Below are 26,562 nucleotides of genomic sequence, written 5' to 3'. Positions count from 1 at the left end.
TAGAGCCTTGCCTAATGCGACCATTTTTCAAGACATGGCTAACCATCTGCCTATTAATGCCACTGGCCGCCCACGCCACCAACCGTGAGCAACGTCTTCCTTCCGTCAACGGTCACACTGCCAAATCACCGGCTACCGTTGCCCATGCTACCGATCTGACCGCCCCTGTGGTCAAGCGCCCTGGCAAGCACGGCAGCCATGGCAAAGCCCGCCATGATAGCGTGGTGGCCATCAATCCGGCCGCACCGAACGCCAAGCAGAGCAGCGCCGTGCTCAGCCGTGCGGTGAACGTGTTGGGTACGCCCTATCGCTGGGGCGGCAGCAGCCCGAGCAAGGGCTTCGACTGCAGCGGCCTGGTCAAGTATGCCTTCAACGGCGTAGCGGCCAGTGATCTGCCGCGCACGTCCAATGCCATGGCCGCCGGCCACGGGCAGAAAGTCGCGCGCAAGGACCTCAAGCCGGGCGACCTGCTGTTCTTCACCCTCAAGAGCCGCAAGGTCAACCACGTGGCCATCTACCTGGGCAACGACCGGTTTATCCACGCACCGCGTCGCGGCAAGTCGGTGACCATCGACACGCTGAAGAAGCCGTACTGGGACAGCCATTACGTGATTGCCAAGCGCGTGATCCCGAAAGAGCAGAACCATATGCGGGTTGTGCAGCGCTGATTGGATTCGTGGTGCGCCTGTGATGCTTTGGGCGCTCTCGAGGGCCTCTTCGCGGGCAAGCCCTGCTCCTACAGTGTTGCGTCGTTTACAAAATCGGTGAACGACGACGTACTGTAGGAGCAGGGCTTGTCGGGTCGCCGCACCGCCGCGAAGGCGTCAGAACAGCCACCACAAGGCTCCTAGGCCGGCCCCAGGCTCAAGCTATCCGCCCCCGCACCACCCGCCCCCTTCTCCAACTTGATCATCAGCCGCAAGTCATTGGCTGAATCCGCATACGCCAATGCATCGCGGTAGCTGATCGCCCCCTCCTGATGCAATGCATACAACGCCTGGTCCAAGGTCTGCATCCCCTGTTCGGTCGAGCGTTTCATCAACGCCTTGAGCTCCTTGATCTCGCCCTTGCGAATCAGGTCGGCCATCAGCGGCGTATTCAGCAGCACTTCCACCACCGCCCGCCGTCCCTGGCCATCCCGGGTCGGAATCAACTGCTGGGCGACAATCGCCCGCAGGTTGAGGGACAGCTCCATCCAGATCTGCGGGTGCCGGTCCACGGGAAAGAAGTTGATGATCCGCTCCAGCGCCTGGTCGGCATTCGGCGCATGCAGGGTCGCCAGGCACAGGTGCCCGGTTTCCGCGAACGCCAGGGCATGGCCCATGGTCTCCCGGGTGCGCACTTCGCCGATCATGATCAGGTCCGGGGCCTGGCGCAGGGTGTTTTTCAGCGCCACCTCGTAGGAATCGGTGTCGATCCCCACTTCGCGCTGGGTAATGATGCAGTTCTGGTGCTCATGGACGAACTCGATGGGGTCCTCGACCGTGACAATATGGCCGCTGCCCTGCTGGTTGCGGTGGCCGATCATCGCTGCCAGGGTGGTCGACTTGCCGGTGCCGGTGGCCCCGACCAGCATCACCAGCCCGCGCTTGAGCAGTGCCAGTTGCTCGATGATCGGCGGCAGCTTCAGCGTGGCCAGCTCGGGAATCCGCGTCTCGATGCGCCGCAACACCATGCCCGGTTGGCTGCGCTGGTAAAAGGCGCTGACGCGGAACCGGCCAATGCCCTTGGGATGGATGGCGAAATTGCATTCGTGCAGGTGGATGAAGTCGAGCTTCTGACGTTCGCTCATCAGGCCGAACACCGCGTCCTGGGCCTGTTCCTGGGTCAGCGGGACGCGGGTCACCGGCAGGATCTGGCCGTTGACCTTGAGCGACGGCGGCAGGCCCGGGGTGATAAACAGGTCGGAAGCGCCCTTCTCGACCATCAGGCGCAGCAGTTTCTCGAACTCCATGGCTTCTCCGCGTCGAATCAGGCACACACCTGTGTGACAGCGTAGAAGCTCACGGGGGTTCGCGTCAGAAGTTGTCCGGGATCTTCGCCTTCTCCCGGGCATTGTCTCGGGTGATCAGGCCCTTGGTCAGCAGCTCCTTGAGGCACATGTCCAGGGTCTGCATGCCCAGCGAGCCGCCGGTCTGGATCGAGGAGTACATCTGCGCCACCTTGTCCTCGCGGATCAGGTTCCGGATCGCCGGGGTGCCGAGCATGATCTCGTGGGCGGCGATACGCCCCCCGCCGACCTTCTTCAGCAGGCTCTGGGAAATCACCGCCTGCAGGGATTCGGAGAGCATCGAGCGAACCATCGACTTCTCCTGCGCCGGAAACACGTCGACCACCCGGTCGATGGTCTTGGCCGCCGAGGTGGTGTGCAGCGTGCCGAACACCAGATGACCGGTTTCCGCGGCGGTCAGCGCCAGGCGGATGGTTTCCAGGTCGCGCATCTCGCCCACCAGGATCACGTCCGGGTCCTCCCGCAGGGCCGAACGCAGGGCCGCGGAGAAACTCTGGGTGTCGCGATGCACTTCACGCTGGTTGACCAGGCACTTCTTCGACTCGTGGACGAATTCGATCGGGTCCTCGATGGTCAGGATATGGTGATGCTTGTTGTTGTTCAGGTGGTCGATCATCGCCGCCAGGGTGGTCGACTTGCCCGAGCCGGTCGGCCCGGTCACCAGCACCAGCCCGCGCGGCACCTCGGTGATCTTGCGAAACACCTCGCCCATGCCCAGGTCGCTCATGGTCAGGACTTTCGAGGGAATGGTGCGGAACACCGCGCCCGACCCGCGGTTGTGGTTGAAGGCGTTGACCCGGAAGCGCGCCACGCCCGGCACTTCGAAGGAGAAGTCGGTCTCCAGGAACTCCTCGTAGTCCTTGCGCTGGCGGTCGTTCATGATGTCGTAGATCAGGTCGTGGACCTGCTTGTGGTCCAGCGCCGGCAGGTTGATCCGCCGTACATCGCCGTCGACCCGGATCATCGGCGGCAGGCCCGCCGAGAGGTGCAAGTCCGACGCGCCCTGTTTGGCGCTAAAGGCCAGCAGCTCGGTGATATCCATGAGGCTCCCCAATACAGGTAGAATGCCGCAGACTTTTGACCTGCTGGCGAATTTGAATGACCACGATAGCAGACAACATCACCACCGTTGCAGCCCGCATCGCTGCCGCTGCACAGGCCGCCGGCCGCGACAGCGCCAGCATCGGCCTGCTCGCCGTGAGCAAGACCAAGCCCGCCGCCGCCGTGCGCGAAGCCCATGCCGCGGGCCTGCGGGACTTCGGCGAGAATTACCTGCAGGAAGCCCTGGGCAAACAGGCCGAATTGACCGACCTGCCCTTGTGCTGGCACTTTATCGGCCCCATTCAATCGAACAAGACTCGCGCCATCGCCGAGCATTTCGATTGGGTGCACTCCGTGGATCGCCTGAAAATCGCACAACGCCTGTCCGAACAGCGCCCGGCTGACCTGGCGCCACTGAATATCTGCATCCAGGTCAATGTCAGCGGCGAGGCCAGCAAGTCCGGCTGCGCCCCGGCCGACCTGCCGGCCCTGGCCGCGGCCATCAGCGCCTTGCCGAACCTGAAGCTGCGCGGGCTGATGGCGATCCCCGAACCGACCGAAGAGCGTGCCGAACAAGACGCCGCGTTCGCCACCGTGCGGACTTTGCAAGACAGCCTCAACCTGCCGCTCGACACACTTTCCATGGGCATGAGCCACGATCTCGAGTCGGCCATTGCCCAAGGCGCCACCTGGGTGCGGATCGGTACCGCGCTGTTTGGCGCCCGCGATTATGGCCAGGCCTGACATGGCCTCACACACTCGTCTTAAGGATCCGTCATGAGCAAGAATCGAATCACTTTCATCGGCGCCGGCAACATGGCGGCCAGCCTGATCGGCGGCCTGCGTGCCGAGGGCCTGGACGCCGCGCTGATTCGCGCCAGCGATCCCGGCGCCGAGACCCGCGCCCGGGTCCAGGCCGAACACGGTATTGAAGTGTTCGCCGACAACGCCGAGGCCATCCTCGGCGCGGATGTGGTGGTGCTGGCGGTCAAGCCGCAAGCCATGAAGGCCGTGTGCGAAGCCTTGCGTCCCAGCCTGAAGCCCCATCAACTGGTGGTGTCGATTGCCGCCGGTATCACCTGCGCGAGCATGAACCGCTGGCTGGGCGAGCAACCGATCGTGCGCTGCATGCCGAACACCCCGGCGCTGCTGCGCCAGGGCGTCAGCGGCCTGTTCGCCACTGCACAGGTGTCCGCCGAACAGCGCCAACAGGCGCAAACCCTGCTGTCGGCCGTCGGCAGTGCCTTCTGGCTGGACGAAGAACAGCAACTGGACGCGGTGACCGCCGTGTCCGGCAGCGGCCCGGCGTACTTCTTCCTGCTGATCGAAGCCATGACCGCCGCCGGCGAGAAACTCGGCCTGCCCCGTGACATCGCCAGCCAACTGACCCTGAAGACCGCCCTGGGCGCCGCCCATATGGCCGTCTCCAGTGACGTCGAGGCCGCCGAGCTGCGCCGTCGCGTGACCTCGCCGGCCGGCACCACGGAAGCCGCGATCAAGACGTTCCAGGCCGGCGGCTTCGAAGCCCTGGTAGAAAAGGCGCTTGGCGCCGCCGCCCACCGTTCGGCCGAAATGGCCGAGCAACTCGGTCAGTAATCCTCGAGGGAACCCTTAATGTTTGCATTCAATAGCGCTGCCATTTTTGTCATTCAAACCCTGGGCAGCCTGTATCTGTTGGTGATCCTGCTGCGTTTCATCCTGCAACTGGTCCGGGCCAACTTCTACAACCCGCTCTGCCAGTTCACCGTGAAAGCCACGCAACCCCTGCTCAAGCCCCTGCGCCGGATCATTCCAAGCCTGTTCGGCCTGGACATGTCCTCGCTGGTGCTGGCGATTGTCGTGCAGATGCTGCTGATGGCGGTGATCCTGCTGCTCAGCTACGGCGTCACCGGCAATATCGCCTACCTGCTGATCTGGGCGGTCATCGGCATCACCTCGCTGTTCCTCAAGGTGTTCTTCTTCGCCATGATCATCAGCGTGATCCTCTCCTGGGTCGCGCCCGGCAGCCATAGCCCGGCGGCCGAGCTGGTATTCCAGATCAGCGAACCGGCCCTGGCGCCGTTCCGCAAGATCGTGCCGAACCTGGGTGGCCTGGATATCTCGCCGATCCTGGCGTTCCTGGTGATCCAGTTGATCCAGAGCTATGTGATTCCGCCGCTGGCGGTCATGAGCGGCATGCCGGAAGTGCTGTTCCGCTTGATCTGATCAACTGTGGGAGCGGCGCTTGCCGCTGCTCCCCCCGCTCATTAGACTTACGCCTCATTCAAGCGTGAGCAGGGTCGATGTCCACTGTCTTTCCCCACGATTCCGTCGGGCTGGTCGTGCCGCAAACAGCACATTTCAGCGAGCCCCTGGCCCTGGCCTGCGGCCGTTCCCTGCCGGCCTACGACCTGATCTACGAAACCTACGGCACCCTCAATCCCGCGGCGAGCAATGCCGTGCTGATCTGCCATGCCCTTTCCGGCCATCACCACGCCGCCGGTTTCCACAGCCCCGACGAGCGCAAGCCCGGCTGGTGGGACAGCTGTATCGGCCCCGGCAAGCCCATCGACACCAACAAGTTCTTTGTCGTCAGCCTTAACAACCTTGGCGGCTGCAACGGCTCCACCGGCCCGAGCAGCATCAACCCCGAGACCGGCCGTCCCTTCGGCGCCGATTTCCCGGTGCTGACCGTGGAAGACTGGGTCCACAGCCAGGCCCACCTCGCCGACCGCCTGGGCATCGGCCAGTGGGCCGCGGTGATCGGCGGCAGCCTGGGCGGCATGCAGGCCATGCAATGGAGCATCACCTTCCCCGATCGCGTACGCCATTGCGTCGCCATCGCCTCGGCCCCCAAGTTGTCGGCGCAGAACATCGCCTTCAACGAAGTGGCGCGCCAGGCAATCCTCACCGATCCGGAATTCCACGGCGGCTCGTTCCAGGAAAAAGGCGTGATCCCCAAGCGTGGCCTGATGCTGGCGCGCATGGTCGGGCACATCACCTACCTGTCCGATGACTCCATGGGCGAGAAATTCGGCCGCGGACTCAAGAGCGAAAAGCTCAACTACGACTTCCACAGCGTGGAGTTCCAGGTCGAGAGCTACCTGCGTTACCAGGGCGAGGAGTTTTCCGGGCGTTTTGACGCCAACACCTACCTGTTGATGACCAAGGCCCTGGACTACTTCGACCCGGCGGCCAACTTCAACGATGACCTGGCGCGAACCTTCGCCGGTGCCACGGCCCGCTTCTGCGTGATGTCCTTCACCACCGACTGGCGTTTCTCGCCGGCCCGCTCGCGGGAAATCGTCGATGCGTTGATGGCCGCGCGCAAGGACGTCTGCTACCTGGAAATCGACGCACCACAAGGCCATGACGCCTTCCTGATCCCGATCCCGCGTTACCTGCAGGCGTTCGGCAACTACATGAACCGAATTACGCTGTGAGGACGCCATGAGAGCCGACCTGGAAATCATCCAAGACTGGATCCCCGCTGGCAGCCGCGTGCTCGACCTCGGCTGCGGCGACGGCGAACTGCTGGCCTGGCTGCGGGACAACAAGCAGGTCACCGGCTACGGCCTGGAAAACGACCCGGAGAACATCGCCACCTGCGTGGCCAAGGGCATCAACGTCATCGAGCAGGACCTGGACAAGGGCCTCGGCAACTTTGCCAGCAACAGCTTCGATATCGTGGTCATGACCCAGGCCCTGCAAGCCGTGCACTACCCGGACAAGATCCTCGACGAAATGCTCCGGGTCGGGCGCCAGTGCATCATCACCTTCCCCAACTTCGGTCACTGGCGCTGCCGCTGGTACCTGGCGAGCAAGGGTCGGATGCCGGTTTCGGAATTCCTCCCGTACACCTGGTACAACACGCCGAACATCCACTTCTGCACCTTCGAGGACTTCGAGGCACTGTGCCGCGAGCGAACCGCCAAGGTGATCAACCGGCTTGCCGTGGATCAACAGCACCGCCATGGGTGGGCCAGTAAGCTATGGCCTAATCTATTAGGTGAGATCGGCATTTATCGCGTCAGCAGCCCAGGTCTCAGCGATCACCAGATCGCGGTATAAACCGCACTGTCTCGAGGAGAATGATCATGCTGCGTTCAATTGTGTTTCTAGTGGCGGCCTGCTTCGGCGTCACGGCCATGGCCGCCGATGCCATCAAGGGCGAGCGCCAGGAAGTCTTCGGTGACCTCACCGTGCACTACAACACCTTCAACTCTACCTATATTCAGCCGGACACTGCCCAGCGTGCGGAGTTGGTACGCAGCAAGGACCAGGGTGTGATCAACATCTCGGTGGCCAAGGCCGGCAAACCGCTGGTCGCCCAGGTCAGCGGCAATGTGAAGGACCTGACCGGCAAGAGCGTCACACTGAACTTCAAGCAGATTACCGAGCAGGGCGCCGTCTACTACCTGGCGCAATACCCGGTACCGCAGCAGGAAAACCGCATCTTCGAAATCACCGTCACCGCCGGCGGTGATGCCCACACTTTCAGCTTCAATCAGGAACTTTTCCCAGGCGAATGATGAACTTCAGCCAACTGGTACTGGCCAGCCACAACGCCGGCAAACTCAAAGAACTCCAGGCCATGCTCGGTGGGTCGGTGCAACTGCGCTCGATCGGTGAGTTCAGCAGCGTCGAGCCGGAAGAAACCGGTCTGTCGTTCGTCGAAAACGCCATCCTGAAAGCCCGTAATGCGTCACGCATTTCCGGCCTGCCGGCGCTGGCCGACGATTCCGGGCTGGCGGTGGACTTCCTCGGCGGTGCGCCGGGTATCTATTCGGCCCGCTACGCCGATGGCCAGGGCGATGCGGCGAACAACGCCAAGCTGCTCGAGGCCCTGAAGGACGTCCCCACCGCCGAGCGCGGCGCGCAGTTCGTCTGCGTGCTGGCCCTGGTGCGGCATGCCGATGACCCGCTGCCGATTCTCTGCGAAGGCCTGTGGCACGGGCGCATCCTCACCGCCGCCAGCGGCGAGCACGGTTTTGGCTACGACCCGTTGTTCTGGGTGCCGGAGCGTGACTGCTCCAGCGCCGAACTGGGTCCGGTCGAGAAAAACCAGCTCAGCCACCGCGCCCGCGCCATGGCCCTGTTGCGCCAGCGCCTGGGCCTGAAATGACCCAGCCCCACGTAGCGCCGCCGCTGATCCACGGCAGCGCGCCAATCCCTCGGGCGGCCATGGCGCAGTTGCCGCCCCTGGCGCTGTATATCCATATCCCCTGGTGCGTGCGCAAATGCCCGTATTGCGACTTCAACTCCCACACCGCCAGCCCGGTGCTGCCGGAAGAGGAGTATGTCGACGCACTGCTGGCCGACCTCGACCAGGACCTGCACGCGGTGTATGGCCGTGAATTGAGTTCGATCTTCTTCGGCGGCGGCACGCCCAGCCTGTTCAGCGCCCCGGCGCTGGGGCGTTTGCTCAAGGGCGTCGAGGCGCGTATTCCGTTTGCCGGCGATATCGAAATCACCCTGGAAGCCAACCCCGGGACCTTCGAGCAGGAAAAATTCATCGCCTATCGCCAGTTGGGCATCAATCGGCTGTCCATCGGTATCCAGAGTTTCCAGGAAGACAAGCTCAAGGCCCTCGGCCGCATCCATACCGGCGGCGAAGCCGTGCGGGCGGCGGATATGGCGCGCCAGGCCGGGTTCGACAACTTCAACCTGGACCTGATGCACGGTTTGCCGGAGCAGTCCCTGGAAGATGCCCTGGCTGATCTGCGCCAGGCCATTGCCTTGAAGCCCACGCACCTGTCCTGGTACCAGCTCACCCTGGAGCCGAACACGGTGTTCTGGAACCAGCCGCCGACCCTGCCGGAAGACGACACCCTGTGGGATATCCAGGAAGCCGGCCAGGCGCTGTTGGCCGAGCACGGCTACGCCCAGTACGAAGTCTCGGCCTATGCCCAGCCCGGGCGGGCGGCGCGACATAACCTCAACTACTGGAGCTTCGGCGATTTCATCGGTATCGGTGCCGGCGCCCATGGCAAACTCAGCCACCCGGACGGGCGCATCGTCCGGACCTGGAAAACCCGCCTGCCGAAGGACTACCTGAACCCGGCCAAGGCCTTCCAGGCCGGGGAGAAAGCCCTGGCCAACGAAGAGCTGCCGTTCGAGTTCCTGATGAATGCCCTGCGCCTGACCGAGGGCGTTGACGCCGTCTTGTTTGCGCAACGTACCGGGCTTAGTCTCGACAGCTTGAACGAAGCACGCGCCGAGGCCGAACAAAGTGGCCTGTTGCAGGTCGAACCGTCACGCCTGGCGGCCACCGACCGCGGGCAGCTGTTTCTCAACGACCTGCTGCAATACTTTTTGACCTAAGGAAACCCCATGGACCTGGTACTCGACCTGCTCGCCACGGTGTCACGCTGGAGTCGCAGCAACCTGTCGGAAATCGCCCTGGCGCTGGTGGGCTGCCTGCTGGTGCTGTTTGGCGCGGATATCAAGGGTTGGATCGATCAACGCCTGGGCAGCATCGCCGGTGCCTTGCGCGTACCGCTGCTGGCCCTGCTGTGCATGATCGGCAGCGGCGCGGCCTTGATCTACGCCACGCCCTGGGTGGTGCGCGGCTTGAGCCAGTTCAACAACTACAGCCTGGCGCCGGTGTTGTTGGTGGTGCTGGTGTTGATCGGGGTGGTGGCGGATCGGCGCTGATTGGAAAGCACCACAGCCTGTAGGAGCGGCCGGTCGACGCTCGATTGGTCCGGAGCCTTTAGCGGCCTCACGGGCCTCTTCGCGGGCAAGCCCTGCTCCTACAGTACGGTGTCGTACACAAATCCTGCGCACACCAAAAATCTGTAGGAGCAGGGCTTGCCCGCGAAGCTTTTGGCGATGCCGAGGGCCTCATCGCTGGCAAGCCAGGCTCCTACAAGGGTTGCGATATGAGTGAGCACAGGCTCCGGCTCACCTCACCGCCATAGGCCTCAGGCCAATTTCTCGAACTTCAGGTCCCACACCCCATGCCCCAATCGTTCGCCACGGCGTTCGAACTTGGTGATCGGGCGCTCCGCCGGACGCGGCACGCATTTGCCGTCTTCGGCCAGGTTGCGATAACCCGGGGCGACGCTCATCACTTCCAGCATGTATTCGGCATACGGCTCCCAATCGGTGGCCATATGCAAAATCCCGCCGACCTTCAGCTTGCTGCGCACCAGCTCGGCAAAGGACGCCTGGACGATACGCCGCTTGTGGTGACGGCTCTTGTGCCACGGATCCGGGAAAAACAGCATCAGCCGATCCAGGCTGTTGTCCGCCACGCAGCGGTTGAGCACTTCAATGGCGTCGCAGTCGTAGACCCGCAGGTTTTTCAAACCCTGGGTCAGCACGCCATTGAGCAGCGCGCCAACACCCGGACGGTGCACTTCCACACCGATAAAGTCCTGCTCGGGTGCCGCCGCCGCCATCTCCAGCAGGGAATGGCCCATGCCGAAGCCGATTTCCAGCGAGCGTGGCGCGGAACGACCAAACACCTGGTCGAAATCCACCGGCGCATCGGCCAGCGGCAGGACGAACAGCGGCGTGCCCTGCTCCAGGCCCTTCTGCTGGCCTTCGGTCATGCGCCCGGCGCGCATCACGAAACTCTTGATACGGCGGTGTTGGCGCTCTTCGCCTTCTTCCGGCTGGATTGGCGTGTCGTTCGATTCAGTCATCAAAGGCTCTTACTTGATCAGACCATCCAGCGGCGAGGAAGCGCTGGCATAGAGTTTTTTCGGCATGCGACCGGCGAGGTAGGCCAGGCGACCGGCAACGATGGCGTGTTTCATGGCTTCGGCCATCAGGATCGGCTGCTGGGCGTGGGCGATGGCCGAGTTCATCAGCACCGCCTCGCAACCCAGTTCCATGGCAATGGTGGCGTCGGAGGCGGTACCGACACCGGCATCCACCAGCACCGGGATCTTGGCTTCTTCGAGGATGATCTGCAGGTTGTACGGGTTGCAGATCCCCAGGCCCGTGCCGATCAGGCCGGCCAGCGGCATGACCGCGATGCAGCCGATTTCCGCCAGTTGCCGGGCGATGATCGGGTCATCGCTGGTGTAGACCATCACGTCGAAACCTTCCTTGACCAGCACTTCGGCGGCCTTGAGGGTTTCGATCACGTTGGGGAACAGGGTTTTCTGGTCGGCCAGGACTTCCAGCTTCACCAGGTTGTGGCCGTCCAGCAGCTCACGGGCCAGGCGGCAGGTGCGCACGGCTTCGATGGCGTCGTAGCAACCGGCGGTATTCGGCAGGATGGTGTAGCGATCCGGCGGCAGGATATCCAGCAGGTTCGGTTCGCCCGGGTTCTGCCCCAGATTGGTCCGGCGCACGGCCACGGTGACGATCTCGGCCCCCGAGGCCTCGATGGCCAGGCGGGTTTCTTCCATGTCGCGGTATTTGCCGGTACCCACCAGCAGACGGGACTGATAGGTACGGCCGGCCAGCACGAAGGGCTTGTCGCTGCGAACAGTGCTCATTCGGAAATCCTCTTGAAAGGTTGAGGGCTTGCAGGGTGGATCAGGGCGTGGGACTGCAGGGGCGATTAACCGCCACCAATAGCGTGTACCACTTCGACCTGATCGCCTTCACGCAGGGCGGTGTCGGCATGCTGGCTGCGCGGGACGATATCCAGGTTCAGCTCCACCGCCACCCGCCGCCCGACCAGGTCGAGCCGGGCCAGCAACGCCGCGACGGTCTCGCCATCGGGCAGTTCAAAGGGTTCACCGTTCAATTGAATGCGCATGCGCCGGCTGCCATCATTTTTAGGGGTCAGCATTCTAGCCCGATCAGTCCGGGCGACCCAAGCCATTCGTCGACCTGGCGGTCAGCTCAAGCCGCCTGCAGGCGCCAGGCGGCCAGACCGAGGCAGAACCAGCCGATCAGGAAGCCCAGGCCGCCGAACGGGGTGATGATGCCCAACTTGCTCACACCGGTCAGGGTCAACAGATACAGGCTGCCGGAGAACAGGATAATCCCGAAGGCGAACGACAGGCCGGCCCAGGTGACCAGACGCCCCGGAATATGGGTCGCCAACAGCGCCACGCCGAACAGCGCGAGGGCGTGCACCAGCTGATAGGTCACCCCGGTGTGGAAGATCGCCAAGTACTCCGCGCTCAGGCGGTCTTTCAGGCCGTGGGCGGCAAAGGCACCGAGGGCGACGCCGGTAAAACCGAAAAAGGCGGCCAGCAGCAAAAAACCACGCAACATGACGAACTCCATTCAGGGGGCACAGGGTCTGTATAATGGCCCGCTCCCACGCCCCGGCCAAGCCATCTCTATGTTGTCATTCCTTTTCCGCCGCCTCGTCACCGTCCTGAAATGGTTCGCCATCGGCAGTGTGTTGCTGGTGCTGCTGTTTCGTTGGGTGCCGCCGCCCGGGACCGCGCTGATGGTCGAACGCAAGATCGAGTCCTGGACCGATGGCGAGCCCATTGACCTGCAACGCAGCTGGCGCCCGTGGGAACAGATCTCCGACGAGTTGAAAGTGGCGGTAATGGCCGGCGAGGACCAGAAATTCCCTGAGCACTGGGGGTTCGACTTCGATGCGATCCAGGCCGCGTTTGAACACAACGAGCGCGGCGGTTCGATTCGCGGCGCCAGCACCTTGAGCCAGCAGGTGTCGAAGAACCTGTTCCTGTGGTCGGGGCGCAGTTATTTGCGTAAAGGGCTGGAAGCCTGGTTTACCGCGCTGATCGAACTGACGTGGCCCAAGCAGCGGATTCTCGAGGTGTACCTGAACAGCGTGGAGTGGGACGACGGCGTGTTCGGCGCGGAAGCGGCGGCGCGGCATCACTTCGGCGTGAGCGCGGCGGGCCTGTCGCGCCAGCAGGCCAGCTTGCTGGCGGCGGTGCTGCCCAATCCGCGGGAATGGAGCGCCAGTCACCCGAGCACCTACGTGGCGCGCCGGGCGGGCTGGATTCGCCAGCAGATGAGCCAGTTGGGTGGGGATGAGTACCTGAGCGGGCTGAACAACTCGCGCAAGGCACCCTGGGCGTTGTGATCTCCACGGCCTCATCGCGAGCAAGCTTGCTCCTACAGTGTTGGCGGCGAGCCACAATGTTGTGAACGACGCTGGCCCTGTAGGAGCAAGCTTGCTCGCGATGAGGCCTGTCCAGACGCCGAAAATTTCGAACGTCGAAACAAAAACGCCCCGATCAGATCGGGGCGTTTTTTATTGCTTCAGTGCTCAAGCGGCAATCGACAACTTCAGCTTGTTCATCGCGCTCTTTTCCAGCTGGCGAATCCGCTCGGCCGAAACGTTGTACTTCTGCGCCAGGTCGTGCAGCGTGGCTTTCTCTTCCGCCAACCAGCGCTGGTAGAGAATGTCGCGGCTGCGCTCGTCGAGCACTTCCAGGGCTTCATGCAGGTTGCTGTTGGAGTTTTCGCTCCAATCGGCATCCTCCAGCTGACGCGCCGGGTCATACCGGTGGTCTTCCAGGTAATTGGCCGGAGACTGGAAAGCACTGTCGTCGTCGGCTTCCGCCGCCGGGTCGAAGGCCATGTCCTGGCCGGTCAGCCGGCTTTCCATCTCGCGCACTTCACGGGGTTCCACGCCGAGGCTTTCAGCCACGCGGTGGACTTCCTCGTTGTTCAGCCAGGCCAGACGCTTTTTCTGGCTACGCAGGTTGAAGAACAGCTTGCGCTGGGCCTTGGTGGTGGCCACTTTCACAATGCGCCAGTTGCGCAGGATGAACTCGTGGATTTCCGCCTTGATCCAGTGCACGGCAAACGACACCAGGCGCACACCCATTTCCGGGTTGAAGCGCTTCACGGCCTTCATCAGGCCGACGTTGCCTTCCTGGATCAGGTCAGCCTGGGCCAGCCCGTAGCCGGAATAGCTACGGGCGATATGGACGACAAAACGCAGGTGGGCGAGCACCATCTGCCGAGCCGCCCCAAGATCCTGCTCATAATAGAGACTCTCGGCCAGTTCACGCTCCTGCTCCGGCGTCAGCAAGGGAATGCTGTTCACCGTGTTCACGTAGGCTTCCAGGTTCGCACCCGGGACCAACGCGTAGACAGGTTGCAAAGAAGTGGTCATACGAAAAAACCTCCGACTCACATAACTCGTGCAGTGATGCACTGCGAAAATTGACCGGGAACCGTAGGACAAGTTCCCTAAACCACCAATACGGTCAATACAAACGAAACCACATTAATCTGACATTAACTACTTCGGTGCCAGCTCACGTAAATGCCGTGCGACCGCAATCCAAGCACCGATATACCCCAAGAGCACCGCCCCAAGCAACAATGACAGACCATCGGCCACCGGCACACCGGCCAGGGAAAAGTCGCTGCCGTAGAGACCGGCCAGCCCGACCACCGCGTCATTCAGCCAGTTCAGGCCGTAAGCCAGCACTCCCCAGGACAAAAACCCGGCACCAAAGCCATAAAGCGCGCCCATATAGAGAAAAGGCCTACGCACATAGCTATCAGTGCCGCCGACCAGTTTAATCACTTCGATCTCGGTGCGGCGGTTTTCAATATGAAGACGAATGGTATTGCCTATCACCAAAAGTAATGCAGACACCAGCAGCACCGTCAGGCCGAAGACAAAGCGGTCGCCCAGCTTGAGAATAGCCGCCAGACGCTCGACCCAGACCAGGTCCAGTTGCGCCTGTTGCACCTTGGGCAACTCGGCCAGGCGCTGGCGCAGGGCTTCCAATGTCGCCTTGTCGACTTCGTTCGGCGTCACCAGCACCACCCCCGGCAGGGGGTTCTGCGGCAATTCCTTGAGGGCTTCGCCCAGGCCCGACTGCTGCTGGAACTCGTCCAGGGCCTTTTCCTTGCTGATGTACTCGGCATCCGCGACGCCGGGCATGGCCTTGATCTGTTCGCTGAGGTGCGCGCCTTCGGTCGGGCTGGCATCCAGTTGCAGGTACAGGGAGATCTGCGCCGCGCGCTGCCAGGAGCCACCCAGTCGCTCGACATTGTTCAGCAGCAGCGACAAGCCCATGGGCAGGCTCAGGGCCACGGCCATCACCAGGCAGGTAAAGAAGCTGCCGATCGGCTGCTTGCCCAGGCGGCGCAGGCTGTCCACCAGGCTGGCGCGATGGCTTTCGATCCAGGCGCTGAGCAGGGTGCCGAAGTCCGGACCGTCGTCTTCGTTGCGTTTTTTCTTCGGCGGCTGCGGGTCGCTGGCTTTCGGGGCCACGCGTTCGGCTACCTTGGGGCTGCGAGTCGCACTCATTCGCCGGCCTCCCCGTCGCCGATCAATCGGCCGCGTTGCAGGGTCAGCATGCGGTGGCGCATGCGGGCGATCAGGGCCAGGTCGTGGCTGGCGATCAGCACGCTGGTGCCCAGGCGGTTGATGTCTTCGAACACGCCCATGATTTCCGCCGCCAGGCGCGGGTCGAGGTTACCGGTGGGTTCGTCCGCCAGCAGCAAGGCCGGGCGATGGACGATGGCACGGGCAATACCGACACGCTGTTGCTGGCCGGTGGAAAGATCGCCGGGGTAGAGGTCGGTCTTGTCCGACAGGGCCACGCGCTCCAGGGCCGAATCCACCCGCTTGACGATCTCGGCCTTGGACAGGCCGAGGATCTGCAACGGCAAGGCGACGTTGTTGAACACGGTGCGATCGAACAGCAACTGGTGGTTCTGGAACACCACGCCGATCTGCCGGCGCAGGAACGGAATCTGCGCGTTGCTGATCTGACCCAGGTCCTGCCCGGCCAGCAGCAGTTTGCCAGTGGTCGGACGCTCCATCGCCAGCAGCAGGCGCAACAAAGTACTTTTGCCCGCGCCGGAATGCCCGGTCACGAACAGGAATTCACCACGACGCACCCGAAAGCTCAGTTCATGCAAGCCGACATGACCGTTCGGATAGCGTTTACCGACCTGTTCGAAACGAATCATGAATGCTCCCGCTCAGCGAAAAGGGCCTGGACAAAGGGTTCGGCTTCGAAGGTACGCAGATCGTCGATCCCTTCGCCGACGCCGATGTAACGAATCGGCAGGCCAAACTGCTTGGCCAGGGCAAAGATCACCCCGCCCTTGGCGGTCCCATCGAGCTTAGTCAATGCCAGGCCGGTCAGCTGGACCGTCTGGTTGAATTGCTTGGCCTGGTTAATGGCGTTCTGCCCAGTCCCGGCGTCGAGCACCAGCAGCACCTCGTGGGGCGCGTCTACGTCGAGCTTGGCAATCACCCGACGGACCTTCTTCAGTTCTTCCATCAGGTTGTCTTTGGTGTGCAGGCGACCGGCGGTGTCGGCGATCAGCACGTCGATACCGCGGGCCTTGGCCGCCTGTACCGCATCGAAGATTACCGAAGCCGAATCGGCACCGGTGTGCTGGGCGATGACCGGAATCTGGTTGCGCTCACCCCACACCTGCAGTTGCTCCACCGCCGCCGCGCGGAAGGTGTCGCCCGCCGCCAGCATGACTTTCTTGCCGTCGAGCTGCAGCTTCTTCGCCAGTTTTCCGATGGTGGTGGTCTTGCCGGCGCCGTTGACGCCCACTACCAGGATCACGAAGGGTTTGTGCTGCGAATCGATCTTCAGCGGCTGTTCGACCGGCTTGAGCATCGCGGTCAGCTCGGCCTGCAACGAGGCGTAGAGCGCGTCGCTGTCGGTCAACTGCTTGCGGGCGACTTTCTGGGTCAGGCTCTGGATGATCACCGAGGTGGCTTCAACACCCACGTCGGCGGTCAGCAGGCGGGTTTCCAGCTCTTCGAGCAGGTCGTCGTCAATGGCCTTCTTGCCCAGGAACAGGCTGGCCATACCTTCGCCAATGCTGGCGCTGGTCTTGGACAGGCCCTGTTTGAGGCGGGTAAAGAAGCCGACCTTGGTCTCTTCGGAAACGGGCTTGGCCGGTTCGGCAGTCACCGGTTCAGCCACCGCAACCGGCGCCGGAACAACCACAGGCGCCACGACCGGCGCGGGTGCCGGGACTGGTGCAGGTGCAGGTGCAGGTGCAGAGACTGGAGCTGGAGCTGGAGCTGGAGCTTCGACAATCGGCGCAATGACCGGCGCTGGCACCGGTCCGGCGATGAACGGTTCAGGTGCGGCCACTTCAGCGACCGGCGCAACAGCCGTCAGCGGGATCGGCGGGGTGATATGCGGTGCCTGAACATCCTCGACCAGGGCCACCGGCTCCTCGGCCACGGGCAGGCTCGGCCAGGGCTCATGCACCGGGGCAACCGGCGCGACGGCCGGCGTTTCAACCACCGGCACGCTGAACGGCAACGGCTCGGCAGCCACCGGCAATGCCTCGCTCACTGGCGCGGGCGTGGCCTCGGGGGTAGGTTGTGGCTGTTCGACGACGGCTTCCTGCGGTTTTTTACGCAGCCAGCCGAACAGGCTTTTTTTCTCGCCAGCCGGGGCTGGGGTCTTCTTGTCGTCGTTGGAACCAAACATGGAGGACGGCTATCTCACGGTAGCGACGCGCCAAGGTGGCGCTTCGGCAAATAATATTCTGATGCGCAACAGACTGCCTTTTGACCAGATTGTTCGCGCGCAACGCAGTATCCTAGCACCTCCTCGCCCGCCGACGCTAAGATCACGCGGGCCGTACTACAGGTTTGAAAACGAATGAATGCTCTAGCCCGCCGTGCCGCTGGCCTGTTGCTCAGCACGCTTTGCCTACCCCTGGCCGCCTTGGCCGCCGACCCGCAACCGACCCACGAATTCACCCTCGACAACGGTTTGAAGGTCGTCGTGCGCGAGGATCACCGCGCGCCCGTGGTGGTCTCGCAGATCTGGTACAAGGTCGGCTCGAGCTACGAAACCCCGGGCCAGACCGGCCTGTCCCACGCCCTGGAACACATGATGTTCAAGGGCAGCTCCAAGGTCGGCCCGGGCGAAGCCTCGCTGATCCTGCGGGACCTCGGCGCGGAAGAAAACGCGTTCACCAGCGACGACTACACCGCCTATTACCAGGTCCTGGCCCGCGACCGCCTGGGCGTGGCCCTGGAGCTGGAAGCCGACCGCATGGCCAGCCTGCGCCTGCCGGCCGACGAGTTCAGCCGGGAAATCGAAGTCATCAAGGAAGAGCGCCGCCTGCGCACCGACGACAAGCCCATGGGCAAGGCCTTCGAGCGCTTCAAGGCGATGGCCTACCCGGCCAGCGGCTACCACACGCCGACCATCGGCTGGATGGCCGACCTCGATCGTATGAAGGTCGAAGAACTGCGCCACTGGTACCAGTCCTGGTATGTGCCGAACAACGCCACCCTGGTGGTGGTCGGCGACGTCACCCCGGATGAAGTCAAAACCCTGGCCCAACGCTATTTCGGCGCCATCCCCCGGCGTGACACACCGCCGGCGAAGATCCCGCGGGAACTCGACGAGCCCGGCGAACGCCTGATCACCCTGCATGTGAAGACCCAGTTGCCGAGCCTGATGCTCGCCTTCAACGTGCCGAGCTTCGCCACCGCCGAAGACAAGCGTTCGGTCACCGCCCTGCGCCTGATCGCCGCCCTGCTCGACGGCGGCTACAGTGCGCGCCTGCCGTCGCAACTGGAGCGTGGCGAAGAGCTGATCTCCGGCGGCTCGTCGAGCTACGACGCCTACACCCGTGGCGACACCCTGTTCCTGCTTTCGGCCACCCCCAACAGCCAGAAGAAAAAAACCCTGGCCGACACCGAGGCCGGCCTCTGGCGCCTGCTCGACCAACTGAAAACCCAGGCACCGAGCGCCGAAGAGCTGGAACGCGTACGTGCCCAGGTGATCGCCGGCCTGGTCTACGAACGTGACTCCATCACCAGCCAGGCCAGCGCCATCGGCATCCTGGAAACCGTCGGCCTGTCCTGGAAAATGATGGACACCGAACTGGCCGACCTGCAAAGCGTCACGCCGCAGGATCTGCAGAAAGCCGCCCGTACCTATTTCACCCGCGAGCGCCTCAGCGTCGCCCATGTATTGCCCGAGGAGAGCGCCCAATGAGTCAGTCCAAGGGGCCACGTTTCGCCCTGCTCGCCCTGACCCTCGCCGTCGCGGCGGGCGGTATCGGCTTTTATCTGTTCGATGCGCGTAATACCCAGGCCAGCCAGGCCCTGGACGCTGCCAAGTCCGGCCACAAGCTGCAATCGCTGGCGGAGCTGGACGGCAAGGCGCCGGCGCACCGCAGCCTGAACGTACAGACTTGGAAAACCGCCGAAGGCGCCAAGGTGCTGTTCGTCGAAGCCCATGAACTGCCGATGTTCAACCTGAACCTGACCTTCGCCGCCGGCAGCAGCCAGGACGGCAACGCCTCGGGCCTCGCCGCGCTGACCAACGCCATGCTCAACGAAGGCGTGGCCGGCAAGAACGTCGGTGCCATCGCCCAGGGTTTCGAAGGCCTCGGGGCTGACTTCGGCAACGGTTCCTACAAGGACATGGCGATTGCTTCGCTACGCAGCCTCAGCGCCCCGGACAAACGCGAGCCGGCACTGAAGCTGTTCGCCGAGGTGGTGGGCAAGCCGACCTTCCCCGCCGACTCCCTGGCGCGGATCAAGAACCAGCTGCTGGCCGGCTTCGAATACCAGAAGCAGAATCCCGGCAAGCTGGCGAGCCTGGACTTGTCCAAGCGCCTGTATGGCGATCATCCCTACGCGCATCCCAGCGAAGGCACGGCACAGAGCATCCCGCCGATCACCCTGGAACAGTTGCGCGCCTTCCACGCCAAGGCCTACGCGGCCGGCAACGTGGTGATCGCGCTGGTCGGTGATCTGTCTCGCAGCGAAGCCGAAGGCATCGCCAGCCAGGTCTCCGCCGCCCTGCCCAAGGGCCCGGCCTTGCCGAAGATCGCCCAGCCGGCCGAACCGAAAGCCGGCGTCGGGCATATCGAGTTCCCGTCCAAGCAGACCACCATCCTGATGGCCCAACAGGGCATCGACCGCACCGACCCGGACTACGCGGCCCTGTCCCTGGGCAACCAGATCCTCGGCGGCGGCGGTTTCGGCACCCGTCTGATGAGCGAAGTGCGGGAAAAACGCGGCCTGACCTATGGTGTCTATTCGGGCTTCTCGCCGATGCAGGCCCGCGGCCCGTTCCAGATCAACCTGCAGACCCGCGCCGAAATGAGCGAAGGCACGCTCAAGCTGGTGGACGACGTGATCGCCGACTACCTGAAAAACGGCCCGACCCAGAAGGAAGTCGACGACGCCAAGCGCGAAATGGCCGGCAGCTTCCCGCTTTCCAATGCGAGCAACAGCAGCATCGTCGGCCAACTGGGCCTGATGGGTTTCTATGACCTGCCGCTCGACTACCTGGAAAACTTCGTGCAACAGACCCAGGCGCTGACCGTCGAGCAGATCAAGTCCGCCATGAACAAACACCTGAGTGTCGACAAGATGATCGTCGTCACCGCAGGGCCCACGGTGCCGCAAAAGCCCCTGCCGCCACCGACTGACAAACCCGCCGAGCAGCCGCTCGGGGTTCCGGAGCATTAATGGCCAGCCCATCGCGTCCCAGCAAGAAACCCGCTCACCCCCATAACGGTGTGAATCAACTGCGTATCATCGGTGGCGAATGGCGCAGCCGACGCCTGAGCTTCCCGGATGTCCCGGGGCTGCGGCCGACCCCGGACCGGGTGCGCGAAACCCTGTTCAACTGGCTGGCGCCCTATGTCGCCGGGGCCAAGGTGCTCGACCCGTTCGCCGGTAGCGGCGCCCTGTTCCTCGAGGCCCTGTCCCGTGGCGCGGCCATGGGCCAGGCACTGGACGCCAGCAACCTGGCGGTGGCCAACCTGCGCGAACACCTGGGCACCCTGCGTTGCAGCGTCGGCCAGGTGCAGACCGCCGACGCCATGCGCTACCTGGAAACCCAGGCGGCCACGGCCTTCGACCTGGTGTTCCTCGACCCGCCGTTCAACCAGAACCTGCTGCCCGGCATCTGCGCCCTGCTGGAAGAGCGCCAGTGGCTGGCCGACGACGCCTGGGTCTACACCGAGAGCGAAAACGCCCCCTCGGGCCTCGGCCTGCCGGGCAACTGGCGCCTGCACCGCGAGCAGAAGTCCGGGCGTGTCCACTACGCGCTATGGCACCGCAGCGTAGCCAGCCAATAACCTGAGCGGCGGTTCGAGCCAAGCCTCGGGCCGCCCTCACTATCCCGCTACCGCCAGACCCTCCGTCATCCGGATCAAGGTGTTCCTTTGCAATTCAAAAGGCCCCTGAAGGATGAAACGCCCCTCCTCCCGGCGTGCACTCGGCTTGCTTTTCCTGCCAGTCATCGCCCTCGCCACCCCCTCGTCCAGCACCCACGAACGGATGCTCGCCAACGGTTTGAAAATCATCGTGCGCGAAGATCATCGTGCCCCCGTCGTGGCGGCCCAGCTTTGGTACAAAGTCGGCTCCAGTCACGAACCGCCTGGCGAATCCGGGCTTTCCCATGCCCTGGAACACCTGTTGTTCCAGGGCAGCAGCAAAGTCTGCCCCGGCCAGGCGTTCGAGGTCATGGAACGCCTGGGCGCACGGATCAACGCCTTCACCAACCATGACAGCACCACCTACGAATACCTGATGCCACGCCATGCCCTGGGCGTCGCGCTGGAAATCATGGCCGACCAGATGAGCACCGCCCGACTTTCGCCCGCCGCCTTCCGGCGTGAAATCGAGGTGATCAAAAACGAGCGGCTGCAGAACGTCGACGACACCCCCGGGACACTGCTCGACGAGAAGATGCGCAGCATCGCCTTTACCACCAGCGGCTATCGCACCTCGACCATCGGCTGGCAACACGACCTGCAACGCATGAACGTCCAACAACTGCAACGCTGGTACGCCACCTGGTACGCGCCGAACAACGCCACCCTGGTGGTGGTCGGCGATATCACCCCCGGGGAGGTCGAAACCCTGGCCCGGCGCTACTTCGCCGACCTGCCCGGCCGAACGCTGCCAGAGACCAAGCCCCCGCTGGAGCTGAACGAGCCGGGCGAGCGACGGATCATGGTCCAGACCCGTAATGAGTTTCCCAGCCTGATCATGGCGTTCAACGTGCCCAGCCTGGTCACCGCCGCCGATCCGCATACCGCGCACACCTTGCGCCTGCTCAACGAACTGCTTGGCGTCGGCTCCGGCTCGCGGCTTTTCAGGGAGTTGAAGTTCCATGAAGAGCTGGTCACCCGGGCTCACTCGCGCTATGAGGCATTCAACCGGGGAGACGCCTTGTTGAAGATTGTCGTTGATCTGGACACCCAGAAAAATCCCAGCCTGGACGACCTTCAGGCACGCCTGTGGCAACTGCTCGACGAGCTCAAACAGTCGCCTGTCAGCGCGCAGGAGCTTGAGCGCGCGCGCACCCGGATGATGGCGCGACGCGTCTTTGCCCTCGACTCCCTGGAAAACCAGGCGCAGACACTCGGCGGCCTGGAAAGCGCCGGCCTGTCGTGGGCCCTGGAAGAACAGGAAGAAGCACATCTGAAGGCTGTCACGCCCCTGGACATTCAACACGCCGCGCAAACCTACTTCACCCGCGAGCGGCTCAGCGTAGCCCTGGCCAGCCCCGGGCAAACCCACCATGAATAGGGCCAACCCGGTGTTATCGAGCCTCCTGCCGGCACTGCTCGCCAGCCTTGCCATTCCTGCTGCCGGCGGCGACCTGTCGAGCGTCAATCCCCTGCAATCGTCGAACGAGGTCCAGCACCTGGCACCCACACCCACGACCCGGGTTGTCCGCGGCTGGAAAACGCTCAACGGGACCAAGGTGCTCTTTGTTGAAACCCATGGCCTGCCGTTGCTCGATGTGGCCGTGAGCTTTGCCGCGGGCAGCCGTTACGACGGCGAGCAACCCGGCCTGGCGGCCATGGCCCTGAGCCTGCTCAACGAAGGGTCGGAGGGCAAGGATGTCGACACGATCCTGACCGCATTCGACAGCCTGGGGGTGAAGATCGGCAATGGCATCGACCGTGACCATGTTTTTTTCACCCTGCGCAGCCTCAGCGACGAAGGCGTCCGGACACCGGCCCTGCAGTTGTTGAGCGAGGTGTTGAGCAAGCCCAGCTTCACCAGCGATGCCATCCGCCGGGTCAAGAGCGAGATCATCGACCGGCAAATGCGCGAGGATGCAGCCATCGACACCTGGGTCAGTCATCGCCTTGCACCGCCGCTCTACCCACGGCACCCGTATGCCCAGCCCCTCTATGGCACCCGGGAAAGTATCGGGGAAATCACTGCCGAGCAGCTGCGCGGCTTTCACCGCAAGGCTTACAGCGCGGGCAACGCCATTATCCTGCTGGTCGGTGATCTCTCGCTGGAGCAGGCGCAGAGCATCAGCGTGAAGATCTCCGACGCCTTGCCCAAAGGTCCGGCATTGCCACCCACCGCCAGCGCCCGACGTGAAGACAGCGTCGTCGGCACCTTCCATATCGAACGGCCGACCACCCTGATTCATCTGGATTTCGCCCAGATCGCCCCGCCTCGGAATCATCCCGATTACGTCGCTCTCTACGTGGCCAGCCTGATTTTTGGCGGAGGCTTCGACAGCCGCCTGATGAAAGTCCTGCGCGAGCAGCATGGCGTCACCTATTCGGCGCAGGCTCAACTCAAGAACTGGCAAGCCCGCGGCCCGTTCCACATCAACCTCTCGACGCCTCCCGAATACCGCGAAGCCGTGATCCGGCGGGTCAAGGGGATGTTCGAACAGCTCCTGAAAGACGGCCCGACCGAGCAGGAACTGCAGAACATCAAACTGAGCCTGCGCGGTGATATGGCGCTCAATGGCGCCAGCAATGCGGATATCCTCCAGGCGCTGTTGGTGATCGCCCGTCACGACCTGCCACTGAGCCTGACGGACTATGCCGAACAGGCGCAGCAACTGACCCGCGAAATGATCAAGGCTGCCTTGAGCGCACATTTCAACGCCGACAGTTGGGTGGTGACCAGTACCGGCCCGAGCGCCCCCCAGCAAGCCTTGCCCGATCTCCAGGTTCGGGGGCCCAGTTGCCAGCCTCGCGCCCTGCCGCCGGGATAAAAAGCTGCGGCAATGGACAGGACTGTGGCAACTTAGGTATATCGCACACATACGCGTGGCTGCCATGATCGCTTGTTCATGGCAGCACCAGCGCCGCCCATTTCCACTTCGAGACTCGCTGCGTTGCCGTCATTTTCCCAGCCCACTGACTTGCCGGGCTTCACCCCCGCTCCGGGCCTGGGCAACCCACACCTGCAAACCTTGTGGGGACCGCTCTGGCGCAAGACCGTCCACCTCGACCGTCGGCGTGAACGCCTGTGGCTTGACGACGGCGACTTCCTCGACCTTGACTGGCACGGCCCGCATGCCGCCGAGACGCCGCTGGTGCTGATCCTCCACGGGCTGACCGGTTCGTCGAACTCGCCTTATGTCGCCGGCCTGCAACAGGCGCTGGGCAACCAGGGCTGGGCCAGCGTGGCGCTGAACTGGCGGGGCTGTTCGGGAGAACCCAATCTACTGGCGCGCAGCTATCACTCCGGGGCCAGCGAAGACCTGGCAGCCACGATCGCCCACCTCAAGGCCCAACGCCCGCTGGCGCCGCTCTATGCCGTCGGCTACTCCCTGGGTGGCAACGTGCTGCTCAAGCATCTGGGGGAAAGTGGCCAGGACAGTGGCCTGCAAGGCGCCGTGGCGGTGTCGGTGCCGTTTCGCCTGGACCAGTGCGCCGATCGCATCGGCCTGGGCCTTTCGCGGATCTACCAGGCGCATTTCATGCGCGAGATGGTGGCCTATATCAAGAACAAGCAGCGCCAGTTCCAGCATGACGGGCGGATCGAGGGCCTGACGACCCTGAGCGACCTGGGACCGCTGACGGGGATGCGTACCTTCTGGGATTTCGACGGACGGGTCACCGCGCCATTGCACGGTTTTGCCGATGCCCAGGATTATTATCGCCGCGCCTCCAGCCGCTATTTCCTTGGAGCGATTCGCACCCCGACGCTGATTATCCAGGCCAAGGACGATCCCTTCGTGTTTCCCCACAGCCTGCCGGAGCCTGATGAGTTGGCGCCGGGCACCCAATTCGAATTGCAGGCCAGGGGTGGGCATGTGGGGTTTGTCGACGGCTCGCTGGGCAAGCCGACTTACTATCTGGAGAGGCGCATTCCGCAATGGCTGGCCGATAGGCAATATTGAACGGAATGCGCGATGCCTTTCTATCGATCAGGCATATTCGTGGTAGCTGACAGCGCCAAGCGGCGTGGCGATATCATTCACTAGTGGCACCAGCACTTGCCCATCCGAATAGCCATCTGGCTGATCCTCGACCCAGGCAAAAACTTCGGCTTCGAGTTCCGCATCCACCAGCCAGTCTTCCAGCATTTCAATCTCACGGTCTTGCAAGGACGCTTTTTTGTCCAGCAGCACACTACGGCCCAGCGCGAGCATCTTGTGATGGGTATTGTTCGCCAGGGTTTCAAAGTGTTTGGCGAGAGGTTCCATCTGCCCGCTGTATCGTGGCTCGGCAGGGGTTCGCGCCCCTGCCGATTCGCCCAGTTCCTCTACCGACCTCGGATCGAGTTGATTATTCAACACGGCCTGTCCCATAAAAATCTCCTGTATCCGTTCTATCAAAGAGGTTTCTACAGCGTGCATCGCTCCACGCTCATGGGGATTAAGCCGGTTACGGAGTCCGGCCTGTAGGTAGATAAATCTCGGCCGCCGGGATAATCAGTCGCCCATCGCCACCGCTCGCTGCGGATCGGTAATCCACTCGCTCCACGAACCGGCATACAAGGTTCCCAACGGATAACCCGCCAGGCACAGGGCAAACAGGTTATGACACGCCGTCACCCCGGAGCCGCAATACGCCACCAGTTCCCGTGGCGAGCGATCCCCCAGCTTGGCGGCGAAACGCTGCTTGAGCTGTTCCGCAGGCAGAAAACGCCCATCCGCGTCCAGGTTCTCGTTGAACGCCGCACACTGTGCGCCGGGAATATGGCCGGCCACCGGATCGATCGGCTCCACTTCACCACGGAAACGCGGCAGGGCACGGGCGTCCAGCAGGGTCATCGACGGCTGCCCGAGGCGCTGCTGCAAGTCTTCGACGCTGATCTGCAGCGCCGCGTCCGGCGTCCCCTCGAAGGTTCCACGACCGGCGGTGGGTGGATTCAGGCTCAGTGGTTGACCGGCCGCATGCCAGGCTTTCAACCCGCCATCGAGCAGGAACACGCCGTCGCGCTTGCCCAGCCAGGCCAGCAGCCACCAGGCTCGGGCGGCGTACATGCCCGGACCGTCGTCATAGAGCACGACCTCGCTGTCGGCGCTGATACCCCAGGCTCGCAGGCGCTCGACCAGAGTCGCCGGGTCAGGGAGCGGATGACGCCCGGTCAGCCCCTTGATCACCGGGCCACTCAGGTCCCGCTCCAGATCGGCGTGGTGTGCGCCTTCGATATGCCCCTGGGCATAACTGCGCTGCCCGTAATCCGGGTCTTCAAGGGCAAAACGGCAATCCAGGATCACCAACCCGGGCCGGGCCTGGCGTTCGGCCAGTTGCCGGGGGCTGATCAGTTGCGCAAGGGACATGGCGAACGCCTCCTAAGTGAAGTGAATACAAAACAATTGTAGGAGCGAGCTTGCTCGCGATGGTGGTCCAGGCGCCGCGGGGTGCCAGGACACCCGCGCCATCGTTGACGTCCATCGCGAGCAAGCTTGCTCCTACAA

29 protein-coding genes are annotated in these 26,562 nt (G+C 63.3%); 17 read left to right on the top strand and 12 right to left on the bottom strand.

Annotated features, from left to right (window positions below):
- Nucleotides 1-14 precede the first annotated feature (14 nt).
- Entirely contained in the window at nt 15-668 is a 654-nt protein-coding gene (locus M5C56_RS27965; RefSeq protein ID WP_103494435.1) for a C40 family peptidase, read from the top strand.
- A 179-nt stretch (nt 669-847) separates the two neighbouring features.
- On the opposite strand, the gene M5C56_RS27960 is transcribed toward M5C56_RS27965, so the two are convergent.
- A complete protein-coding gene (locus M5C56_RS27960) occupies nt 848-1,954 on the bottom strand; it encodes a PilT/PilU family type 4a pilus ATPase (protein WP_103494436.1) in 1,107 nt (368 codons plus the stop codon).
- Between the two features lie 64 nt (nt 1,955-2,018).
- Nucleotides 2,019-3,053 carry a type IV pilus twitching motility protein PilT gene (locus M5C56_RS27955; RefSeq protein WP_103494437.1) on the bottom strand — a complete coding sequence of 345 codons (1,035 nt, stop codon included), beginning with the start codon at nt 3,051-3,053 and terminating at the stop codon, nt 2,019-2,021.
- Between the two features lie 56 nt (nt 3,054-3,109).
- Here M5C56_RS27955 and M5C56_RS27950 point away from each other — a divergent pair, with 56 nt between their 5' ends.
- From M5C56_RS27950 to M5C56_RS27910, 9 genes are all read left to right on the top strand, one after another.
- Complete coding sequence (locus tag M5C56_RS27950) at nt 3,110-3,796, top strand: YggS family pyridoxal phosphate-dependent enzyme (RefSeq protein ID WP_103494438.1); 687 nt, start codon at nt 3,110-3,112, stop codon at nt 3,794-3,796.
- 33 nt (nt 3,797-3,829) lie between these two features.
- Nucleotides 3,830-4,648 (top strand): pyrroline-5-carboxylate reductase, encoded by an 819-nt coding sequence (gene proC / locus M5C56_RS27945; RefSeq protein ID WP_103494439.1) that lies wholly within the window; start codon nt 3,830-3,832, stop codon nt 4,646-4,648.
- Between the two features lie 18 nt (nt 4,649-4,666).
- The gene (locus M5C56_RS27940) at nt 4,667-5,257 is read left to right on the top strand and encodes a YggT family protein (protein ID WP_103494440.1); all 591 of its coding nucleotides are present in this window, start codon (nt 4,667-4,669) and stop codon (nt 5,255-5,257) included.
- Nucleotides 5,258-5,334: 77 nt separating this feature from the next.
- On the top strand, nt 5,335-6,474 hold the full coding sequence (locus M5C56_RS27935) for a homoserine O-acetyltransferase (RefSeq protein ID WP_103494441.1): 1,140 nt from the start codon (nt 5,335-5,337) through the stop codon (nt 6,472-6,474).
- Nucleotides 6,475-6,481: 7 nt separating this feature from the next.
- On the top strand, nt 6,482-7,102 hold the full coding sequence (metW, locus tag M5C56_RS27930; RefSeq protein WP_103494442.1) for a methionine biosynthesis protein MetW: 621 nt from the start codon (nt 6,482-6,484) through the stop codon (nt 7,100-7,102).
- 26 nt (nt 7,103-7,128) lie between these two features.
- Nucleotides 7,129-7,563 carry a DUF4426 domain-containing protein gene (locus M5C56_RS27925; protein ID WP_103494443.1) on the top strand — a complete coding sequence of 145 codons (435 nt, stop codon included), beginning with the start codon at nt 7,129-7,131 and terminating at the stop codon, nt 7,561-7,563.
- A complete protein-coding gene (gene rdgB / locus M5C56_RS27920; RefSeq protein WP_103494444.1) occupies nt 7,560-8,156 on the top strand; it encodes an RdgB/HAM1 family non-canonical purine NTP pyrophosphatase in 597 nt (198 codons plus the stop codon). The genes M5C56_RS27925 and rdgB overlap by 4 nt, the downstream gene beginning before the upstream one ends.
- A 59-nt stretch (nt 8,157-8,215) precedes the next feature.
- Nucleotides 8,216-9,355: a radical SAM family heme chaperone HemW gene (gene hemW, locus M5C56_RS27915; RefSeq protein WP_247263402.1), complete on the top strand. Its 1,140-nt coding sequence runs from the start codon at nt 8,216-8,218 to the stop codon at nt 9,353-9,355.
- Nucleotides 9,356-9,364: 9 nt separating this feature from the next.
- Nucleotides 9,365-9,688: a DUF3392 domain-containing protein gene (locus tag M5C56_RS27910; RefSeq protein WP_060781995.1), complete on the top strand. Its 324-nt coding sequence runs from the start codon at nt 9,365-9,367 to the stop codon at nt 9,686-9,688.
- Between the two features lie 269 nt (nt 9,689-9,957).
- Here M5C56_RS27910 and trmB read toward each other — a convergent pair whose 3' ends face one another.
- The 4 genes from trmB to M5C56_RS27890 all read right to left on the bottom strand — a co-directional run bounded on the left by trmB (nt 9,958) and on the right by M5C56_RS27890 (nt 12,217).
- Nucleotides 9,958-10,683, bottom strand: a complete 726-nt coding sequence (trmB, locus tag M5C56_RS27905) for a tRNA (guanosine(46)-N7)-methyltransferase TrmB (RefSeq protein ID WP_103494446.1) — start codon at nt 10,681-10,683, stop codon at nt 9,958-9,960.
- Nucleotides 10,684-10,692: 9 nt separating this feature from the next.
- Nucleotides 10,693-11,487, bottom strand: a complete 795-nt coding sequence (locus M5C56_RS27900; RefSeq protein WP_100944605.1) for a thiazole synthase — start codon at nt 11,485-11,487, stop codon at nt 10,693-10,695.
- Between the two features lie 65 nt (nt 11,488-11,552).
- The gene (gene thiS / locus M5C56_RS27895) at nt 11,553-11,753 is read right to left on the bottom strand and encodes a sulfur carrier protein ThiS (RefSeq protein ID WP_100944604.1); all 201 of its coding nucleotides are present in this window, start codon (nt 11,751-11,753) and stop codon (nt 11,553-11,555) included.
- A gap of 86 nt (nt 11,754-11,839) precedes the next feature.
- Nucleotides 11,840-12,217: a DUF423 domain-containing protein gene (locus M5C56_RS27890; protein ID WP_103494447.1), complete on the bottom strand. Its 378-nt coding sequence runs from the start codon at nt 12,215-12,217 to the stop codon at nt 11,840-11,842.
- 70 nt (nt 12,218-12,287) lie between these two features.
- On the opposite strand from M5C56_RS27890, the gene mtgA reads away from it, so the two are divergent.
- Complete coding sequence (gene mtgA, locus M5C56_RS27885; protein ID WP_103494448.1) at nt 12,288-13,010, top strand: monofunctional biosynthetic peptidoglycan transglycosylase; 723 nt, start codon at nt 12,288-12,290, stop codon at nt 13,008-13,010.
- A gap of 186 nt (nt 13,011-13,196) precedes the next feature.
- Here mtgA and rpoH read toward each other — a convergent pair whose 3' ends face one another.
- The 4 genes from rpoH to ftsY all read right to left on the bottom strand — a co-directional run bounded on the left by rpoH (nt 13,197) and on the right by ftsY (nt 17,370).
- Nucleotides 13,197-14,051 (bottom strand): RNA polymerase sigma factor RpoH, encoded by an 855-nt coding sequence (rpoH, locus tag M5C56_RS27880; protein ID WP_100944601.1) that lies wholly within the window; start codon nt 14,049-14,051, stop codon nt 13,197-13,199.
- 129 nt (nt 14,052-14,180) lie between these two features.
- Nucleotides 14,181-15,203 (bottom strand): permease-like cell division protein FtsX, encoded by a 1,023-nt coding sequence (ftsX, locus tag M5C56_RS27875; RefSeq protein ID WP_103494449.1) that lies wholly within the window; start codon nt 15,201-15,203, stop codon nt 14,181-14,183.
- Nucleotides 15,200-15,871, bottom strand: coding sequence for a cell division ATP-binding protein FtsE (gene ftsE / locus M5C56_RS27870; RefSeq protein WP_100944599.1), 672 nt, complete (start codon nt 15,869-15,871; stop codon nt 15,200-15,202). The genes ftsX and ftsE overlap by 4 nt, the downstream gene beginning before the upstream one ends.
- Nucleotides 15,868-17,370, bottom strand: coding sequence for a signal recognition particle-docking protein FtsY (gene ftsY / locus M5C56_RS27865; RefSeq protein WP_103494450.1), 1,503 nt, complete (start codon nt 17,368-17,370; stop codon nt 15,868-15,870). The genes ftsE and ftsY overlap by 4 nt, the downstream gene beginning before the upstream one ends.
- A gap of 174 nt (nt 17,371-17,544) precedes the next feature.
- Between ftsY and M5C56_RS27860 the strand changes: the two genes are divergently transcribed.
- The 6 genes from M5C56_RS27860 to M5C56_RS27835 all read left to right on the top strand — a co-directional run bounded on the left by M5C56_RS27860 (nt 17,545) and on the right by M5C56_RS27835 (nt 25,035).
- Nucleotides 17,545-18,897, top strand: coding sequence for a pitrilysin family protein (locus tag M5C56_RS27860; RefSeq protein WP_103494451.1), 1,353 nt, complete (start codon nt 17,545-17,547; stop codon nt 18,895-18,897).
- On the top strand, nt 18,894-20,384 hold the full coding sequence (locus M5C56_RS27855; RefSeq protein ID WP_103494452.1) for a pitrilysin family protein: 1,491 nt from the start codon (nt 18,894-18,896) through the stop codon (nt 20,382-20,384). The genes M5C56_RS27860 and M5C56_RS27855 overlap by 4 nt, the downstream gene beginning before the upstream one ends.
- Nucleotides 20,384-20,998: a 16S rRNA (guanine(966)-N(2))-methyltransferase RsmD gene (gene rsmD, locus M5C56_RS27850; protein ID WP_103494453.1), complete on the top strand. Its 615-nt coding sequence runs from the start codon at nt 20,384-20,386 to the stop codon at nt 20,996-20,998. Before M5C56_RS27855 ends, rsmD begins: the two co-directional genes overlap by 1 nt.
- Before the next feature lie 112 nt (nt 20,999-21,110).
- A complete protein-coding gene (locus M5C56_RS27845) occupies nt 21,111-22,457 on the top strand; it encodes a pitrilysin family protein (RefSeq protein ID WP_103494454.1) in 1,347 nt (448 codons plus the stop codon).
- The gene (locus M5C56_RS27840) at nt 22,450-23,901 is read left to right on the top strand and encodes a pitrilysin family protein (RefSeq protein WP_103494455.1); all 1,452 of its coding nucleotides are present in this window, start codon (nt 22,450-22,452) and stop codon (nt 23,899-23,901) included. The genes M5C56_RS27845 and M5C56_RS27840 overlap by 8 nt, the downstream gene beginning before the upstream one ends.
- Before the next feature lie 78 nt (nt 23,902-23,979).
- Entirely contained in the window at nt 23,980-25,035 is a 1,056-nt protein-coding gene (locus tag M5C56_RS27835) for a hydrolase (RefSeq protein ID WP_103494456.1), read from the top strand.
- 27 nt (nt 25,036-25,062) lie between these two features.
- Here M5C56_RS27835 and M5C56_RS27830 read toward each other — a convergent pair whose 3' ends face one another.
- On the bottom strand, nt 25,063-25,494 hold the full coding sequence (locus tag M5C56_RS27830) for a hypothetical protein (protein WP_247263393.1): 432 nt from the start codon (nt 25,492-25,494) through the stop codon (nt 25,063-25,065).
- 75 nt (nt 25,495-25,569) lie between these two features.
- On the bottom strand, nt 25,570-26,424 hold the full coding sequence (locus M5C56_RS27825; protein WP_103494458.1) for a sulfurtransferase: 855 nt from the start codon (nt 26,422-26,424) through the stop codon (nt 25,570-25,572).
- Nucleotides 26,425-26,562 lie beyond the last annotated feature (138 nt).

Source organism: Pseudomonas sp. MWU13-2862, from assembly GCF_023242495.1.
GTDB lineage: Bacteria > Pseudomonadota > Gammaproteobacteria > Pseudomonadales > Pseudomonadaceae > Aquipseudomonas > Aquipseudomonas gingeri_D.
This window is presented reverse-complemented; position numbering and strand designations above follow the sequence as displayed.